Source organism: Streptomyces sp. TLI_55 (assembly GCF_900206255.1).
Classification (GTDB): Bacteria; Actinomycetota; Actinomycetes; order Streptomycetales; family Streptomycetaceae; genus Streptomyces; species Streptomyces aquilus.
Genome location: NZ_OAOJ01000001.1, coordinates 2,811,051 through 2,827,784 on the forward strand (window position 1 = coordinate 2,811,051; position 16,734 = coordinate 2,827,784).

Here is a 16,734-nt window from a genome sequence, read left to right on the forward strand (position 1 = left end):
CTCCGTCAATCATACGAGATCGTTTCGCCGTAAAGCTTGTCGTGTCATGTACACGTCACTAGCTTCTCACCCAACGCACATCTCCCCGCAACAGAGCACGGCGAGCATTCCTTCGCCCGCACGCCTCAACACCCCCTCACCCCCAGGGAGTTCGCATGCCGAAGTTCTACGCGCGTCGACGGCTGAGCATACTCGCGGCGCTCACCGGTCTCATAGCCTCGGTCGGACTTTTCAACGGCCCGACCGCCTCCGCCGCCCTCCCCACGCCGGTCAGCGCCGCCACCGCCCGCACCTACCTCGCCTCGCTCACCGTGGCGACCGAGGACCGCACCGGCTACGACCGCGACCTGTTCCCGACGTGGATCACCATCAGCGGCACCTGCAACACGCGCGAGTACATCCTCAAGCGCGACGGCTCCAACGTCGTCACCAACTCCGCCTGCACCGCGACCAGCGGCAGCTGGTACTCCCCCTACGACGGCGCCACCTGGACCGCCGCCTCCGACCTGGACATCGACCACCTGGTTCCGCTCGCCGAGGCCTGGGACTCCGGCGCCAGTGCCTGGACCACCGCACAGCGCCAGGCCTTCGCCAACGATGTCACCCGCCCCCAGCTCCTCGCGGTCACCGACAACGTGAACCAGTCCAAGGGCGACCAGGACCCGGCCACCTGGATGCCGTCCCTCACCTCGTACCGCTGCACCTACGTCCGCGCCTGGGTCCAGGTGAAGTACTACTACGACCTGTCCGTGGACTCCGCCGAGAAGAGCGCGCTCACCAACTACCTGAGCGCCTGCTGATCCGGGACCTCCCCAACCTCCCCCGTCGTTCCGTACCGTACGGGGCGACGGAGGAGGATCACGTGGCCGAACTTCGGTTGGGACCGCTGCTCAGGTACGCCGACGGCTCGTCCGCGACCGTGTGGGTCGAGGCGAGCCGTCCGTGCACCGCCGAGGTGCGCGGCGACCGGGGCGCGCACGGCGAGATCCGCACCTTCCAGATCGCCGGCCACCACTACGCCCTGATCCCGGTGACCGGACTGACCCCGGGGACCTCGCAGGCGTACGAGGTGTTCCTGGACGGCACCCGGGTGTGGCCGCTGCCCGGCTCGCCCTTCCCGCCGTCCGCCCTCCACTCCCCGGCCGACGGCGACACCGTCCGCGTCACCTTCGGCTCCTGCCGCTGGGCGGCCCCGCCGGACGGCGGCAAGGACCCGGTCGGCCCCGACGCCCTGGACACCCTCGCGGCCCGGATCGCCGCCGACCCGGACGCCGAACGCCCGGACGTGCTGGTGCTGTTGGGCGACCAGGTGTACGCCGACGAGACCTCCCCGGCCACCCGCCGCTGGCTCGCCGCCCGCCGCGACCTGAGCGACCCGCCGGGCAGCGAGGTCGCGGACTACGAGGAGTACACCCGCCTCTACTACGAGTCCTGGCTCGACCCCGAGGTGCGCTGGCTGCTGTCCACCGTGCCCACGTGCATGGTCTTCGACGACCACGACATCGTTGATGACTGGAACACCTCGGCGGCCTGGCTGGAGGACATGCGGGCCACCTCGTGGTGGCGGGAGCGGCTGCTGAGCGGCCTCATGTCGTACTGGGTGTACCAGCACCTCGGCAACCTCACCCCGGACGAGCTGGCGGCCGACCCGCTCTACGCCGCCGTCCGCCACCACCCGGACGGCACCGACGAGTTGCGCGGCTTCGCCTGCCGGGCCGACGCCGATCCGGCCGCGGTGCGCTGGAGTTACCGGCGCGACTTCGGGCGGGTGCGGCTGCTGATGGTGGACAGCCGGGCGGCCCGTGTCCTCGACGAGGAGCACCGGTCGATGCTCGACCCCGGGGAGGCCCGGTGGCTGCGCGAACAGGCCCTGGCCGACCGGGGGTCGTACGACCATCTCCTCGTCGGCACCTCGCTGCCCTGGCTGCTGCCCCACCTGGTGCACGACGCCGAGGCGTGGAACGCGGCCCTGTGCCGGGGTGACCGCGGGGCGCGCTGGGCGCGGTTCGGGGAGGATCTGCGGCGCCGGGCCGACCTGGAGCACTGGGCGGCGTTCCCGGCGTCCTTCGAGGCGCTGGCCGCGCTGATCGCGGAGGCGGGGTCCGGGCCCGAGGCGCCCGCGACGGTGCTGGTGCTCTCGGGGGACGTGCACCACGCGTACATCGCCGAGCCCACATGGCCCTCCGGCGGCGGCCCTCAGGCGCGGGTGCTCCAGCTGACCTGCTCGCCGGTCCACAACTCGGTCCCACTGTCCATACGCCTCGGTTTCCGGTTCGGCTGGAGTGCGGCGGCCCGGGTGCTGGGCCGCCGCTTCGCCGTGCACGGCGGTTGTCCGCGCCCGCCGGTGAACTGGCGGCGGACGGGCGGCCCCTGGTTCGGCAACCAGCTGATGACGCTGACACTGCGGGGGCGCTCGGCCCGGCTGCGGCTGGAGCAGGCGCGGAGGAACGGCGTGCTGAAGACCGTGGAGGAGTCGGCGCTGACTGATTCGTGAGTGGCGCACGAGGTGGCCGGGACCGGCGTTGGCTTCTGTTGACCCCGACGGCATGATGAGGCGGAGCGTCCGCTTCCGGCGGGCGGCCCCTGCCCAGCGCCCCCCACGCCCGGGAGTCTCCCCGTTGTCCGCACCGACCGCGCAGCCGTCGTCCGTCTCCCTCGCCGTGGTCGGCGCCGGCCCGAGAGGCACCAGCGTCCTGGAGCGGCTGTGCGCGTCGGTCCCTGAACTCCTTCCACCCGGCGTCGAGTTGACCGTGCACGTCGTGGACCCCGCGCCACCCGGCGCGGGCAGTGTCTGGCGGGTGGCGCAGTCGCCCGAGCTGCTGATGAACACCGTGGCCTGCCAGGTCACCCTGTTCACCGACGACAGCGTGGACTGCTCGGGACCGATCCGGCCAGGACCGAGCCTGTACGAGTGGGCGGCCGGCGCACTCGGTCCGGACGCGTACCCGACCCGCGCGCACTACGGGCGGTACCTGGAGTGGGTGTTCGCCCGTACGGTCCGCGAGGCCCCGCCCGCCGTGCGCGTCGAGACCCACGCGGCCCGCGCCACCCGCCTCGCCGACGCCCCCGACGGCCGCCAGAGCCTCACCCTCGACAACGGCCGCACCCTGACCGGCCTCACCGCCGTCGTCCTCACCCAGGGCCATCTGCCCACGCTCCCCACACCGGAGGAACGGCACCTGGCGGCGTACGCCACCCGCCACGGCCTGCGCCACATCCCGCCCGCCAACCCCGCCGACGTCGACCTCGACGCCGTCCGCCCCGGCGAACCGGTGCTGTTGCGCGGCCTGGGCCTCAACTTCTTCGACCACACAGCCCTGTTGACGACCGGCCGGGGCGGGCGCTTCGTCCCCGGCCCGGACGGCCTGCGCTATCTCCCCTCCGGCCGCGAACCCCGCCTCTACGCCGGCTCCCGGCGCGGCGTCCCGTACCAGGCGCGCGGCGACAACGCGAAGGGCCCGTACGGCCGGCACACCCCGCTCGTGCTCACCCCGGAGGCCATAGCGGGCTTCCGCAAGCGCGCCGACTCGGGTGAGGCGCCCGACTTCCTCGCGGAGATATGGCCGTTGGCCGCGAAGGAGGTCGAGACCGTCTACTACACGGCCCTGACCCGGCGCCCCGACTTCCCCGACCGCTTCCTCGCCGTCCCGCACGGCGACCCCCAAGAGGCCCTGATCCTGGACGAGTTCGGCGTCCCGGACGCCGACCGCTGGAGCTGGGACCGCATCTCCCGGCCGTATACGAGCCGCGCCTTCACCGACCCCGGCCAGTGGCGCTCCTGGCTGCTGGCGCAACTGCGCGAGGACGCCGCGCAGGCCGCCCTCGGCAATGTGGACGGCCCCCTCAAGGCGGCCCTCGACGTGCTGCGCGACCTGCGCAACGAACTCCGCCTGATCGTCGACCACGGCGGCCTGACCGGCGTCTCGCGCCGCGAGCATCTGGACCGCTGGTACACGCCGCTCAACGCCTTCCTCTCCATCGGCCCGCCCCGCCGCCGTGTCGAGGAGTTGGTGGCACTCATGGAGGCGGGCGTGGTGGAGGTGCTCGGCCCGCGGGTGGCGGTCACCGAGCGGGACGGAGCCTGGGTGGCGCACTCGCCGGACGTCCCCGGGTCCGCCGTCCATGTGACAACTCTCATAGAGGCACGGCTGCCGGAACCTGACGTGCGACGCACCGCCGACCCCCTGCTCGCCGGACTGCTGGCGGCCGGGGAGTGCCGCCCCCACACGGTCGACGGGTACGAGACAGGCGGACTGGACGTCACGGCCCGGCCCTACCGTCTGATTGACCGTCAAGGAGAAGTGCACGCAAGGAGGTTGGCGTTCGGCGTACCGACGGAGGGAGTGCACTGGGTGACCGCCGCGGGCGCCCGGCCAGGCGTGGATTCGGTCACGCTTTCGGATGCCGACACGGTGGCCAGGGAGGCCATTCGCACCGCTCTACGGGCTGCCACGGGCGAAACGGAAGCGAAAGCGGAGGCAAATCCGTGGCCAAATGTTGAACTTGCAAGCATCGATTGAGCCCGCCTAGCGTGGAGTGCTCGCACGGATCTGTCCCCCACACCGGTCCTCCCCACGGACCGGTCCGACCGTAGGAGTACTCCCCACATGACCGGACGCCTCAACAGCGCCCAGCCGTACGCCCTCGGCCTGTTCCGTATCGTCGTCGGACTGCTCTTCACCTGCCACGGCGCCGCCTCGCTCTTCGGCGTACTCGGCATGAGCAGTGTCTCGGCCGGCACCTGGCCGGGCTGGTACGCGGCCGTGATCCAGCTCGTCGGCGGCGCGCTCGTCCTGCTCGGCCTCGGCACCCGGGCCGCCGCGTTCATCGCCTCGGGCTCCATGGCGTACGCGTATTTCAAGGTCCATCAGCCGGGCGCGCTGTGGCCGATGGAGAACGGCGGCGAGGCCTCGGCGATGTTCTGCTGGGCCTTCCTGCTGCTCGTGTTCACCGGCTCCGGCGCCTTCGGCCTCGACCGGCTGCTCGCGAAGCGCTCACCGGCCGCCGCCGACCGACCGGCCACGGACAAGGCGCCCGTGGCCGCCTGACCCATCCGCTCCACGACGGCGCCCGTCCCCGCAGGGGGCGGGTGCCGTTCGCGTGTCGGCACGGTGAACAACACGTGCAGGACACACGAGCCCCCATGAACCTCCTGTCACACCCCCCGCGTACGCTGTGTGGCTGTTACGGGGGGAAACGGGGAGTGACGGTGTTGGAGAATCTCGGGAGCGTGGGCGCCCTGATCGGCAGCCCATGGATCTACGCGCTGGTGGCCGCGTCGGTCCTGCTCGACGTGTTCCTGCCGGTCCTGCCCAGCGGCGTCCTCGTCATCACGGCCGCCACCGCGGCAGCCGCGGGCACCGCGGCGGGCAAGGTCCCGGCCGACGTCCCGGACATCCTGCTGCTCACCCTCTGCGCCGCCACCGCGTCCGTCCTCGGCGACCTGGTGGCGTACCGGCTGGCCTGGCGCGGCGGCGACCGCCTCGACCGCGCCATCGCCCGCTCCCGCCGGCTGACCACCGCGCAGGAACGTCTCGGCTCGGCCCTCGCCCGCGGCGGCGGCCCGCTGGTCGTCCTCGCCCGCTTCGCCCCGGCCGGCCGCTCGGTCGTCTCCTTCGTCGCGGGCGCCGCCCACCGCCGCATCCGCGAGTTCCTGCCCTGGTCCGCACTGGCGGGCCTGGCCTGGGCGGCGTACAGCGTCGCCCTCGGCTACTACGGCGGCCGGTGGCTGGGCACGACCTGGCTGGCGACCGGCGTGTCGGTGCTGGCCCTGTTCGGCGCGGGCGCCGGCGCGGCGTACGTGATGCGCCGCCAGCCGGCGTAGCCGGGGCCTGATCCGCCGGACAGGCGCTACCCCGCTTTACGCGCGCTCGCCCCGCGCACCTCCAGGCCGGCCAGCAGCTCGGCGGTGGCCTCGGCGACCGCGTCGACGGCCCGGTCGAACACCTCCTGGTTGTGCGCGGCGGGCGCCCGGAAGCCGGACACCTTCCGCACGTACTGGAGGGCGGCGGCCCGGATCTCGTCCTCGGTCGCCTCCTCGGGCAACACGGGCGGGCGAAGAGTCTTGATGCTGCGGCACATGCCTCAAGTGTGGCCCGGCCGCCGGAATAGCGCGGGGCATCGGCCGGATTGTGCAGTACATGACCTCTGTGGAGATCCTTTACGTCGGCGGCCCGACCTCTGTCATCACGCTCGGCGGGGTACGCCTGCTGACCGACCCGACCTTCGACGCGCCCGGCGAGTACGACCTCGGCTCCCGCACGCTGGTGAAGAAGACCGGCCCGGCGGTGCGGGCGGCCGACCTCGCCCCGGTGGACGCCGTCCTGCTCTCCCACGACCAGCACCCGGACAACCTCGACACCACCGGCCGGACATTCCTCGAGTCCGCGCCTCTCGTCCTGTCCACGGCCTCGGCGTACGACCGGATCGGCGCCCCCGTCCGCGCCCTGCCCGCCTGGGAGCACACGGAGGTCGGCGGCGTCCGCGTCACCGCCGTCCCCGCGCTGCACGGCCCCAAGGGCTCCGAACCCCTCGTCGGCGAGGTCACCGGCTTCGTCCTGTCCGGGGCGGGGCTGCCGAAGGTGTACGTCAGCGGCGACAACGCCGACCTGGACCTGGTCCGCGAGATCGCCGACCGCGAGGGCCCCTTCGACGTGGCGGTGCTGTTCGCGGGAGCGGCCCGCACTCCCCTCGTGCCGGACGCCCCGCTCACCCTGACCAGCGAGCGGGCGGCGGAGGCGGCCGTGATCCTGGGCGCCCGTCATGTCGTACCCCTGCACTTCGAGCACTGGGGCCACTTCACGCAGGACGGCCCGACGCTGACGAAGGCGTTCGCGGAGGCGGGCCTGACCGAGCGGCTGCACCTGCCCGAGCCCGGGGAGACCGTACGGCTGTGACGTCTGCGATGATCCGTCGCGAGGCGGCCACCACTCAAGGGGTCGACCGACGAAGGGACTTCGTGTGATGACGCACGACCGAAAACTGACCGTGGCCGTACTGGGCCCCGGGGGCATCGGCGGCCTGCTCGCCGGACTGCTGGCCCGGAACGGACACCGGGTGATCTGCCTGGCCGGGGACGAGACGGCCGAGGCGCTCCGTACGACGGGGATTCACGTCCGCAGCGGCCCGTACGGCGACTTCACGGCCGCGGTGGAGGCGGACACCGAGCTGCGTACGCCGGTCGACGCCTGTCTGGTGGCGGTCAAGCACACCGCGCTCGACGCGGCCCTGGACCGCGTCCCGCCCGCGGCGCTGGGCGACGCGCCGCTCGTACCGTTCCTGAACGGCGTGGAGCACCCGGCGGCGCTGCGGGCCCGCTACGGCGATCAGGCGGTGGCCCCGGCGGTGATCCGGACGGAGTCGACACGGGTCGCGCCGGGGGAGATCGTCCACGGCAGCCCGCTCGCGGAGATCGACCTGAGCGGCGACAAGGTGGCGAGGGACCGCCTGGAGCCACTGGCGGCGGCCCTGGACGCGGCCGGGCCGGCCACCCGGATCCTGCCGGACGAGGCCTCGGCACTGTGGGCCAAGATGGCGTTCCTCGCCCCGCTCGCCCTGCTCACCACGCGCTACGCGCTCCCGCTGGGCGACGTCCGCACACGGCATCGCGAGGAGCTGATCGCCCTGGTCGAGGAGACGGCCGCGGTCAGCCGCGCGTCGGGCGCCTCGGTGGACCCGGCCCAGGCCCTTGCCCGCTACGACGCGTTCCCGCCGCAGACCAAGTCCTCCATGCAGCGCGACGCCGAGGCCGGGCACCCCCTCGAACTCGACGCGATCGGCGGGGCGTTGCTGCGCGCGGCGGAGCGCTCCGGGGTGCCGGTCCCGGTGGCGACCCGTCTGGTGGCCGAGCTGCGGGCCGCCGGTCACTGAGACCGGCCTGTCAGTCGTCGGCCGCGACCACGAGCGAGAGGACGCCGAGGGCGCGGTCGACGAGGACGAGTTCGTGCGCGGGGCTCGAACACACGAACCCACTGAAGAAACTCGCACCCCTAAATCGAACAGGCGTAGCATTGCGCCGTGGCTACGACCTATGACTTTCCGAGTGACCTCCTGGCCGGTCAGGAGGAGCTGCATCAGGTCAGGGCCGAGCTGTCGGCCCTGCTCAAAAGGCTGCCCTGGTCCGTCGAGCCCCTGGAGGGGTTCAGCGACACCGCGGGCTGGCGCAAGGTGGAACGCCCCGCCTCACCCGGCTGGACGGCCGACGAACAGGCAGAGGTGGAGAAGCTCCGCCGGCGCGAACACGAACTCGCCGTCTTCGTCAGCGGCCACCGCTTCTGGGCGGAGGTCGCGGCGGGGGAACGCGTGGACGCGCGGATGAAGCTGAAGCACGTACGGGACGAACACGTACGGGACGAAACGGAGTGACGAAACGAAGAGGACCCCGGCCGCTGTCGGCCGGGGTCCCCTGCACGCTGGTGGGCGCGGACGGTTTCGAACCGCCGACATCCTGCTTGTAAGGCAGGCGCTCTACCCCTGAGCTACGCACCCGCACCCCGAGCCGCGCTCAGGACGAGTCGACAGCCTACATTGCCCGGGGCACTGTCCTGCAAACCGGATGCGGTCAGGGTTCTTCGGGGGTTTTCCCCACCCTGTATCCGGGAGCGTCCCGGATCCCCCGGACGCCCAGCGGTCCGTACGGTCGAAGGAGCTTGTCAGTGCCTTCAGGGGGAGACTCTCATGACCCGTCGTTCCGTCACCGCCCGCGCCGTCCTCGCCGCCGGGGCCGTCGCTCTCATCGGGGCCGTCAGTGCGTGCGGGGCCTCCGCGGGGGACGACAAACATCCCGACCAGCGGGCCTTCACCCTGCACGGCGACACCCTCACCATCGACTCGGACGACTCCGCGCTGGAGATCGTCGCCGTCGACGCCGCCAAGGCGAAAACGGTCGAGGTCACGCGCTGGTTCCAGGGGTCCGTCGCACTCGGCAAGGACCCCAAGGTCACCTGGTCCATGCAGGACGACCGGCTCAAGCTGCGGATGCACTGCACCGGCGTCGTCGCCGACTGCGCGGCCAAGCACCGCATCGAGGTGCCGCGCGGGATCACCGTGAAGGTCGAGGACGGGGACGGCAGCGTGCGGGCGCAGGGCTTCAAGGCGCCACTGACCATCAGCACCGGCGACGGGTCCGTCCATGTCACCGACACCAGCGGACCGCTCGACGTGAAGACCGGCGACGGCTCCGTGCGCGCGGAGGTCACCTCCCCCAAGGTGCGCACCCGCACCGGTGACGGCTCCGTGCACCTCGAACTGCGCGCCGTACCGGACCTGGTGGAGTCCCGCAGCGGGGACGGCTCCGTCACCGTCGAACTGCCCAAGGCCACGTACCGCGTCTCGACCGAGACCGGCGACGGCGGGGTGGACGTCTCCGTCCCGCGCGACGACTCCAGCTCGCACGTCATATCCGCGCACACCGGCGACGGCAAAGTCACCGTCAGGACCGCGAACTAACGGGCCCGTGTGTTCGTCCTTAACCGGTGGGAGAATGACAACCGGGCCAGGACGGACACAGCACGGGAGAGGGATGTGACGGCGACACCAGCACAGCCGTACTCGCCGGCACAACCGCACTCGCCGTCGGCGCCGCGCACCCACTCCGCGCTGCGCGACACCCTCACCCTTCTCGCGCTGCCCCTGGTCGCCGCCCTCGCGCTGCCCTCGGCGTTCGCCGGCGGCGGCACCCGCCGCTGGTTCGGCGGCCGCGCCGAGAACCAGCGGGCCGAGGCGCAAGCCGCGAAGGACGCCGCCGCGGCCGCGTTCTACGAGCTGGACACCGCCCAGCGCGACCTGCGGATCTCGATAGAGACCATCACGGCCGTCGACGACTCCCCCGCCGCCCGCCGGGCCGTCTCCGACTTCGAGGCCCTGGGCCGCCGTATCGACGAGGCCAGCAGTCAGTACATCAACGCCGTCGACGCCCATGACCTCGACCGCGACGACCTGGAGGCGTCGGTCGCGGCCCGCGCCCGCACCGAGCTGACCGCCGCCAAGGACGAGCTCGGCCGGGTCAAGCAGGATCTCGACCGGTTCGCGGACGGCCTCGGGCCGCTGCTCGGCAAGGCCGAGACTCAGCTGGCCCGGCTCGCCCCGGCGGTGGAGCGGGCGCGGCAGGGACTGCTGGCGGCGTCCAACGCCCTCGACGCGGTACGGCAGTCGGGCCTGAAGGCCGACGACCTCGCCGCCCGGCTCGCCGCCCTCGGCCCCGAGCTGACCAAGCTCAACCAAGGTGCCGGGGCGCATGGCGTCCCGCAGACCGTGGAGCGTGCCGAGCGCGTCTCCCGGGAGGCCGAGGCGGTCCGCGTGGAGGCCGAGCGGCTGCCGGAGAAGGCCGCCGAGATCGACCACCGGCTCGTCTCGCTCCGCACCCGCGCGCAGGCCCTCACCACCCGTGCCGGCCAGGTCGAGCCGGTCCTCAGCGAGCTGCGGCGACGCTTCTCCGCGGCCTGCTGGCAGGACCTCCAGCAGGTTCCCGGCCAGGCGGTGGAGAACGTACGCCAGGCCGAGCTCAAGCTCACCGAGGCGCGGGCCGCGCGGGACGAGCAGCGGTGGCCGGACGCGACGGCGCTGCTGTCCACGGTGCGGGCGCTGCTGAACTCGACGGACGAGTCCGTGTCGGCGGCCGGCGACCGGCTGCGCCGGCTGAACGCCGTGCAGAAGGACCCCCAGCAGGAGATCGACCGGACGCGGTTCGCCATCCGGGACGCGCAGCGGCTGGCGATGACCGGACGCAACACGCCCGATCCCCGGCACGCGCGCCCGCTGGACGAGTCGGTGGCCCGGCTCGAGCGGGCGATCGGCACGTTGGAGGGGCGGCACCCCGACTACTGGCACTTCCTCACGGAGACGGAGGCGGTGCGGCAGGCGGTGGCTCGGGTGGTGGCGCAGATCCGGGATGAGCGAGGGGCTGCGCCGCACTGACGGTTAGCCTGTGTGCATGCCTCGTTATGAGTACCGCTGCCGGAGTTGCGGCGACACGTTTGAGTTGAGCCGGCCCATGGCTGAGTCCTCGGCGCCGGCCACGTGCCCTGCGGGGCATGAGGACACGGTGAAGTTGTTGTCGACGGTGGCTGTGGGGGGTACGGCGAGTGCGGCGCCGGCGCCCAAGGCTGGCGGCGGTTGTTGTGGTGGAGGGTGTTGCGGCTAGGCAGACGGGTGCGTTGTCGGGCGCGGGTGAGTGGGGGTTGATCGCGCAGTTCCCCGCGCCCCTAAGGACAGGGCGTTTATTGCCGCGTTGCCTTCAAGAACTCCCGCAGAATGCGCTCCCCGGCCAGTACGCCTCTCTCCGGCAGCGCTGTGATCGTCGGCGCTGCCCACTCCGCCTCCGCCAGCTCTCCATGCCCGGGTCTCCAGCCCCTGTCCGCGGCCAGCAGCAGGTCCGCGTCCAGCAAGGAGTCACCGGCCGCCAGCGTCAGCTCCGCCCCCGTCCTGCGCGCCACCTCCCGCATTGCCGCGCTCTTCGTCAGCGGCTTCGGGACGGCGTAGATCTTGCGGCCCTGGAGGGAGACCGTCCAGCCGCGGTTCTCCGCCCACACCGCGAGCTCCTTCACCCACTCCTCGGGCAGCAGCTCGCGCTCGACGACGAGGTAGGCGAAGAGGTCCTCGGCGACCCGGTGCTTGCGCACCCACACGGGGTCGGCGGTGCGCAGCAGATGCTCGCGCACCTCGTCCAGCGGCGCGCACTCGTCGGCCAGGCGGGCCTGGACGCGGGCGTGCCAGTCGGCGTCCGTGACGCCGTCCACCAGCAGATGGCCGCCGTTGGCGCAGATGGCGTAAGTGGGCGCCGGGCCGGGCAGGTTGATGCGCTGGTACTGCTTGCGGGTCCGGGTCGTCGTCGGCACGAACACCGCCGCGTCACCGAGGTCGCCCAGCAGTCCGGCCGCCGTCTCCGTCATGTACGACAGCGGCTTGCTCTCGTGCACCTCGACGCAGAGCAGCCGCGGCGCCCGCGCGTCCGGCATGGTCAGCGCGAGGGCCGCCGAGGAGTAGATGAGCGTACGGTCGAGGTCGCTCGCCACCAGCACCGGCATCAGACCGCCACCGCCTTGCCGTCGGCGCCGGTCGCGCCCCGCGTGTACTTGGGGTGGATCAACCCCACGCAGGTGTACGGCAGTTCGGCCACCTCTTCCACCGGTACGCCTCTCTGCTCGGCCAACAGCCGTACGTGGTCGAGGTCGGTGCCCGCACCGGCCTTCGCGAGGATCTTCCAGGGCACGCGGCGCAGCAGCACCCGGGTGGTCTCGCCGACGCCGGGCTTGACGAGGTTCACGTCGTGGATGCCGTACTCCTCACTGATGCGTTCGACGGCCGCCCAGCCCTCCCAAGTGGGCTCGCGGTCACCGGACATCAGCTCCTTGACCTGCTGCTCCACCGTGTCCGCGACCTCCGGGAAGGTCGCGGAGACCGCGTCCAGGAAGTCCACGGAAACGTCGGCGCCGGCGAGTTCGCGGTAGAACTTCGCGCCGTGGAAGTCGTCCGGGCCGACCAGGTCCGCGCGCAGGACGGTGCGGGAAATCAGGCCGGAGACCGTGGAGTTGAGGCAGGCGGAGGGGATGAGGAAGTCCTCGCGGGTGCCGTACGTCTTCACGCACGAGCCCGGGTCGGCGAGGACCGCGATCTCCGGGTCGAAGCCGGTGGCGCCGCCCGCAGCCTCGAACTCCTTGACGGCGTCCGCGAGTTCACGGGTGATGGCGCCCTTGCCGGTCCAGCCGTCGACGAAGACGACGTCGGCGGGGTCGTGGTGGGCGGCGAGCCAGCGCAGCGCGTTGGCGTCGATGCCGCGGCCGCGGACGATCGAGACGGCGTAGTGGGGCAGGTCGAGGCCGTGCCGGAACTGGGCCCAGCGGCGCATCAGGACGCCGACGGGGGTTCCGGCGCGGGCGAGCGAGACGAGGACGGGCCGGGGCGAGCGCTCTTCGAGCACGATCTCCGTCACGGCGCCCACGGCCTGCGCGAGCCGCGCCGCGGACGCGTCCAGGGCGGTGTGGAAGAGCTGCTGGTACTGCTCGCTGGGCTGGTACTCCACCGGCAGCGACTCCGCGTAGTGCGCGCCGCCGCTCTGGATGGCCTCCTCGCGCTCCTCGGTCGGTGCCTCCAGCGTCACGTCCGACAGGTCCTGGAGCAGCCAGCCGACCTCGTCGGGGGCGTACGAGGAGAAGGCGGGGCCGCGGAGGGGCTCGGGGAGCATGGAGGGCCTTTCGGGGACGTACGAGGGGACGACCGCGAGCAGTATGTGCGGGGCGGTTTCGGCCAGCTGCGCCAACAGGCCGTCGGGAGCATGCAGTTCGGGGGTGTCGGCGGCGGAGTCGACCACGGCGACCACCACGTCGAATCCGGCGCCGGCGATGTTGTAGGCGTAGCGGTCGCCGGGGCCGTCGGCGGGATCGTCATGGGCGGGGAAGACGAGGCGGCTGCGTATCGCGTAACCGGGGTCGTCGACCGCGAGGACGGGTGAGCGGGTGGTGGTGGAGTAGGTGACCTCGGCGCCTCCCGCGACCTGCTCCAGCTCGCGGGCGAGCCTCAGGGGCGCGTACATCAGCTCTTCGAAGCCGAGTATGTGGATACGGCGGGCGTCCGCCGGGAGCGCCTCTGCGAGGCGGGCGGTCATTTCGGGGAGGGCGGCTTCGAAGCGGGCCCGGTGGGCGGGGGTGAAGCCGTGACGTCCGCCGTCGGGGAGCCCGGGGGGCCAGTGGAGGTCGACGCGGTCGAGTGTTGACTGCGGGTGAGTGGGGGCTGGTCGCGCCCGCGCGACCGGCCACGACGAGCCCGCAGACGACACACCACCCCCTGCGGCACTCTCCCCCTCGTACCGCGCGACCAACGCCTGTCCCTTCTCCAGCACCCCCTCCGGCAGCCGCACCGTCCCCGACGCCGCCGCCACCAAGTCCACCCGCGCGCCTATCTCCCGCGCGAACTCCTCCAGGCGCCCCGCGTCCGCCTCCGACCTCATGTCGACCAGGGCCACGACCACATACCGGCCCCGCGGGTACCGCTCGTGCAGGTCCCTGATCGTGTTCAGGACCGTGTTGCCCGTCGAGAACTCGTCGTCGACCAGCACCAGAGGGCCGTCACCGGCCAGCAGTCCCGCGTCCTCCGGCAGCAGCAGGTGGGACGTCGCGTGGGAGTGGGACTCCTCGAAGCCACCCGCCGGGGCGACCCCGGCGACCGGGCGGCGCGTGGAGTGGAGGTACGGGGCGAGGCCCAGACCGTCGGCGACGGAGTGGCCGAGGCCCGTCGCGGTCTCCGCGTAGCCGAGGACGACCGCGGTGGCCGCCTCCTCGCCGAGCAGGTCGCGCACCCTGCGACCGAGGGCGAAGCCGTGGCTGTACACCACCGTCGGCGACTGCGGTACGTGCTTGCCGAGCACGTGGGAGACGAGGAGGTGGGCTCGCTTGGGGTTGCGGCGCAGGGCCAGGCCGAGGAGGTCGGTCAGGCCCTCGTCGCCGACGAGCTCGACCCCGAGGCGCTCGGCGACCCAGGTACCGGACCAGATGGTGTCCGGCACCCTGCTGTTCACTGCGTTGTTCATGCGTCCCTTGAATCGGAGCTTCAGGCGGGTATACCGGCGGCGAGCAGGTCGACGAAGCTGACGTCCTCGTTCGCGACGCCGAAGACCTCCGCGCGCAGCATGGTCCGCTCGGCCCAGGCGCGGTGCGGTTTCACCTCGTTCATCTTGTTCGTGTACTGCGAGCGCAGGACGCCTCCGCCGCCTCGCTCGGGCCGCAGGATGTCGGCCGCGTCGCTGTACTCCTCGTGACTGACGACGGACAGCGCGTGCACCGCCGGCACGTGGGAGGGGTGGATGCAGGTCTTGCCCAGCAGGCCGTTGGCGTGGTCGAGGGAGATCTCCCGCAGCAGCCCGTCCATGGCGTGCTCTATCAGTTTCTCGCGCAGCTCCACGGCCTGCCCCTCCAGGAAGGGGCTGGTACGCAGGAGCGGCTTGAACATGCGCTCGGGGACGCGGAAGTACTCCCAGACGGGGCCGGTCACGGTGAACCCGGTGCCGTCGGCGCGGCCCAGCATGTTGACCACGTCGGCGATCACGGAGGCGACGATCTGGACGTCGTAGGCCGTCATGTCGGGGGCTCTGCGCAGGCCGTACGAGGAGCAGAAGTCGGTGACGCCGAGGCGCAGGGCGAGGACGCGGTCGCGGTACTTGTCGACCGCGCGGGCGATGCCCTCCAGGGCGTCGACGCGCGACTCGCGGTACATCAGCTCGGGGGTTTCGAGGACCGGCATGCCGAAGAGGCGGCGGCCGCTCGCGTGCTCGGCGGCGGCGAGGGCCTCCAGGAAGGGGATGCCGCGCTCCTCGGTGAACTTGGGGAACACGAACCCCGACAGCAGCCGTACGGTCGGGCCGAGGCGCTGGACGAGGTCGGGGATCTGCTCGGGGGTCCGGACCCGGATGAAGATCAGGGGCGGCTCGACGTCCTCGCGGGCGGCGAGGTCGGCGAACTGCCGGACCAGGTTCTCCTCACCGGCGGCGACGTCCTCGTCACCGATGGAGTCCTCCAGGCACAGCACCATCGAGACCACGCCGCGACCGGTCTGCTTGACGATGTCGTCGGCCAGCCGGGGCCGGGTGGCAGGGCTGTACAGCGTGGCGCCCAGGGCCGCGGACAGCAGCCGGGCCGGCGATTCCGCGTCGAACACGCAGGGCTCGCGATGGAAGAGCCGCTGTCGCACCTCAGGGGCGATGTGCCCGAAATGACGCATAAAACTCCCCCGTGGCGCAAGGTAAGCCTGTGGATTTTGAGAACAGGTGGCCGGTAATAGTACGTACCGAGCCATGTCAGAGGTTCCCGCCGGGCATGAATTTCAGGTAACGCCCGCGGGGACAACCGTGTGGAGACCATTGTCGAGCACTGCCGGGTACCCGCGTCGGCCGCCCGTACCCCCGCGTTGTCGTGATCAGGACCGAGAAGGCAGGATGACCGCATGACGCACGCCATGCTGAAGGGGTCGAACGTCCCGCTCGATGTCACCACGGTGCGCGCCGTGGTGCGCTGGACGCCCGGGCAGGGGGTCCCGGATGTCGACGCCTCGGCGCTGCTCCTCGGCCCCGACGGCCGTGTACGTTCCGACGAGGACTTTGTCTTCTACAACCAGCCCCGGCACCCCTCCGGGAAGGTGTGGCGGCTCGGCAAGAAGCGGGTCGCCGAGGGCCTCACCGACACGATCCAGACAGATCTCTCCGGTGTCGAGCCCGGCGTCGGCCAGATTCTGCTGGTCGCATCGGCGGACGGCGTCACGTTCGACACCGTACGCGGGCTGCGCATCCTGCTGTACGACGCCGCGGTCGCCGACGCTGAGCCGCTGGCCTACTTCGACATCAAGCCGGAGACCGGCCGCGAGACGGCGCTGATCTGCGGGGAGCTGTACCGCCGCGGGGAGGGCTGGAAGTTCCGCGCCCTGGGTGAGGGCTACTCGGACGGTCTGAAGGGCCTGGCCAGCGATTTCGGCATCTCGGTGGACGACTCGGAGGCCACGGAGGAGCCGACTCCGACCCCGGAGACCTCCCAGCCCCTCCCCCCGGAACAGCCGACAGCGGTCCCCCAGCAGCCGGCCTACGGCTACCCGCAGCAGCCTCCGACGACGCAACCGGCGTACGGCTACCCCCAGCCGACCAGCCAGCCGGCATACGGCTACCCACAGCCTCCGGCGCCGGTCCCGGCAGGAGCGACGCTGGACCCGGACTTCCGGCTGCCTCCCCAAGGCCCACAATTCATCGGGCGCTAGGGG

The 16,734-nt window shown here is 72.1% G+C and carries 16 protein-coding genes and 1 tRNA gene; 12 read left to right on the plus strand and 5 right to left on the minus strand.

Features of this window, described 5'->3' with window-relative positions; genetic code table 11:
* Window positions 1-155 precede the first annotated feature (155 nt).
* From CRP56_RS13065 to CRP56_RS13085, 5 genes are all read left to right on the plus strand, one after another.
* On the plus strand, window positions 156-800 hold the full coding sequence (locus tag CRP56_RS13065) for an HNH endonuclease family protein (RefSeq protein WP_097263526.1): 645 nt from the start codon (window positions 156-158) through the stop codon (window positions 798-800).
* A gap of 62 nt (window positions 801-862) precedes the next feature.
* Window positions 863-2,494, plus strand: a complete 1,632-nt coding sequence (locus CRP56_RS13070; protein ID WP_097263530.1) for an alkaline phosphatase D family protein — start codon at window positions 863-865, stop codon at window positions 2,492-2,494.
* A gap of 124 nt (window positions 2,495-2,618) precedes the next feature.
* Complete coding sequence (locus tag CRP56_RS13075; RefSeq protein WP_373559642.1) at window positions 2,619-4,520, plus strand: FAD/NAD(P)-binding protein; 1,902 nt, start codon at window positions 2,619-2,621, stop codon at window positions 4,518-4,520.
* A gap of 87 nt (window positions 4,521-4,607) precedes the next feature.
* Window positions 4,608-5,048 (plus strand): DoxX family protein, encoded by a 441-nt coding sequence (locus tag CRP56_RS13080; protein WP_097263533.1) that lies wholly within the window; start codon window positions 4,608-4,610, stop codon window positions 5,046-5,048.
* Window positions 5,049-5,209: 161 nt separating this feature from the next.
* The gene (locus CRP56_RS13085; RefSeq protein WP_097273993.1) at window positions 5,210-5,824 is read left to right on the plus strand and encodes a DedA family protein; all 615 of its coding nucleotides are present in this window, start codon (window positions 5,210-5,212) and stop codon (window positions 5,822-5,824) included.
* 26 nt (window positions 5,825-5,850) lie between these two features.
* On the opposite strand, the gene CRP56_RS13090 is transcribed toward CRP56_RS13085, so the two are convergent.
* Complete coding sequence (locus tag CRP56_RS13090; protein WP_097263537.1) at window positions 5,851-6,081, minus strand: DUF2277 domain-containing protein; 231 nt, start codon at window positions 6,079-6,081, stop codon at window positions 5,851-5,853.
* Window positions 6,082-6,140: 59 nt separating this feature from the next.
* Here CRP56_RS13090 and CRP56_RS13095 point away from each other — a divergent pair, with 59 nt between their 5' ends.
* The 3 genes from CRP56_RS13095 to CRP56_RS13105 all read left to right on the plus strand — a co-directional run bounded on the left by CRP56_RS13095 (window position 6,141) and on the right by CRP56_RS13105 (window position 8,364).
* Entirely contained in the window at window positions 6,141-6,896 is a 756-nt protein-coding gene (locus tag CRP56_RS13095) for an MBL fold metallo-hydrolase (RefSeq protein ID WP_097273995.1), read from the plus strand.
* Between the two features lie 67 nt (window positions 6,897-6,963).
* Window positions 6,964-7,869, plus strand: coding sequence for a ketopantoate reductase family protein (locus CRP56_RS13100; RefSeq protein ID WP_097263540.1), 906 nt, complete (start codon window positions 6,964-6,966; stop codon window positions 7,867-7,869).
* 147 nt (window positions 7,870-8,016) lie between these two features.
* The gene (locus CRP56_RS13105; RefSeq protein WP_097263543.1) at window positions 8,017-8,364 is read left to right on the plus strand and encodes a hypothetical protein; all 348 of its coding nucleotides are present in this window, start codon (window positions 8,017-8,019) and stop codon (window positions 8,362-8,364) included.
* Between the two features lie 48 nt (window positions 8,365-8,412).
* Here CRP56_RS13105 and CRP56_RS13110 read toward each other — a convergent pair.
* A tRNA-Val gene (locus CRP56_RS13110) sits at window positions 8,413-8,487 on the minus strand.
* Between the two features lie 189 nt (window positions 8,488-8,676).
* Here CRP56_RS13110 and CRP56_RS13115 point away from each other — a divergent pair.
* The 3 genes from CRP56_RS13115 to CRP56_RS13125 all read left to right on the plus strand — a co-directional run bounded on the left by CRP56_RS13115 (window position 8,677) and on the right by CRP56_RS13125 (window position 11,140).
* A complete protein-coding gene (locus CRP56_RS13115; RefSeq protein ID WP_097263546.1) occupies window positions 8,677-9,447 on the plus strand; it encodes a DUF4097 family beta strand repeat-containing protein in 771 nt (256 codons plus the stop codon).
* Window positions 9,448-9,522: 75 nt separating this feature from the next.
* Entirely contained in the window at window positions 9,523-10,914 is a 1,392-nt protein-coding gene (locus tag CRP56_RS13120) for a hypothetical protein (protein WP_097263549.1), read from the plus strand.
* 16 nt (window positions 10,915-10,930) lie between these two features.
* Window positions 10,931-11,140 (plus strand): FmdB family zinc ribbon protein, encoded by a 210-nt coding sequence (locus CRP56_RS13125; protein ID WP_097273997.1) that lies wholly within the window; start codon window positions 10,931-10,933, stop codon window positions 11,138-11,140.
* A gap of 76 nt (window positions 11,141-11,216) precedes the next feature.
* Here the strand turns inward: CRP56_RS13125 and CRP56_RS13130 are convergent, their stop codons facing one another.
* From CRP56_RS13130 to CRP56_RS13140, 3 genes are read right to left on the minus strand one after another with little or no spacing between them, the layout of a single operon-like run.
* Window positions 11,217-12,023: an HAD family hydrolase gene (locus tag CRP56_RS13130; protein WP_097263552.1), complete on the minus strand. Its 807-nt coding sequence runs from the start codon at window positions 12,021-12,023 to the stop codon at window positions 11,217-11,219.
* On the minus strand, window positions 12,023-14,521 hold the full coding sequence (locus CRP56_RS13135) for a phosphoribosyltransferase (protein ID WP_097263555.1): 2,499 nt from the start codon (window positions 14,519-14,521) through the stop codon (window positions 12,023-12,025). Before CRP56_RS13135 ends, CRP56_RS13130 begins: the two co-directional genes overlap by 1 nt.
* Before the next feature lie 20 nt (window positions 14,522-14,541).
* A complete protein-coding gene (locus CRP56_RS13140) occupies window positions 14,542-15,708 on the minus strand; it encodes an HpcH/HpaI aldolase/citrate lyase family protein (protein ID WP_097263558.1) in 1,167 nt (388 codons plus the stop codon).
* Window positions 15,709-15,930: 222 nt separating this feature from the next.
* Between CRP56_RS13140 and CRP56_RS13145 the strand changes: the two genes are divergently transcribed.
* On the plus strand, window positions 15,931-16,731 hold the full coding sequence (locus CRP56_RS13145) for a TerD family protein (protein ID WP_097263561.1): 801 nt from the start codon (window positions 15,931-15,933) through the stop codon (window positions 16,729-16,731).
* Window positions 16,732-16,734: the final 3 nt, after the last annotated feature.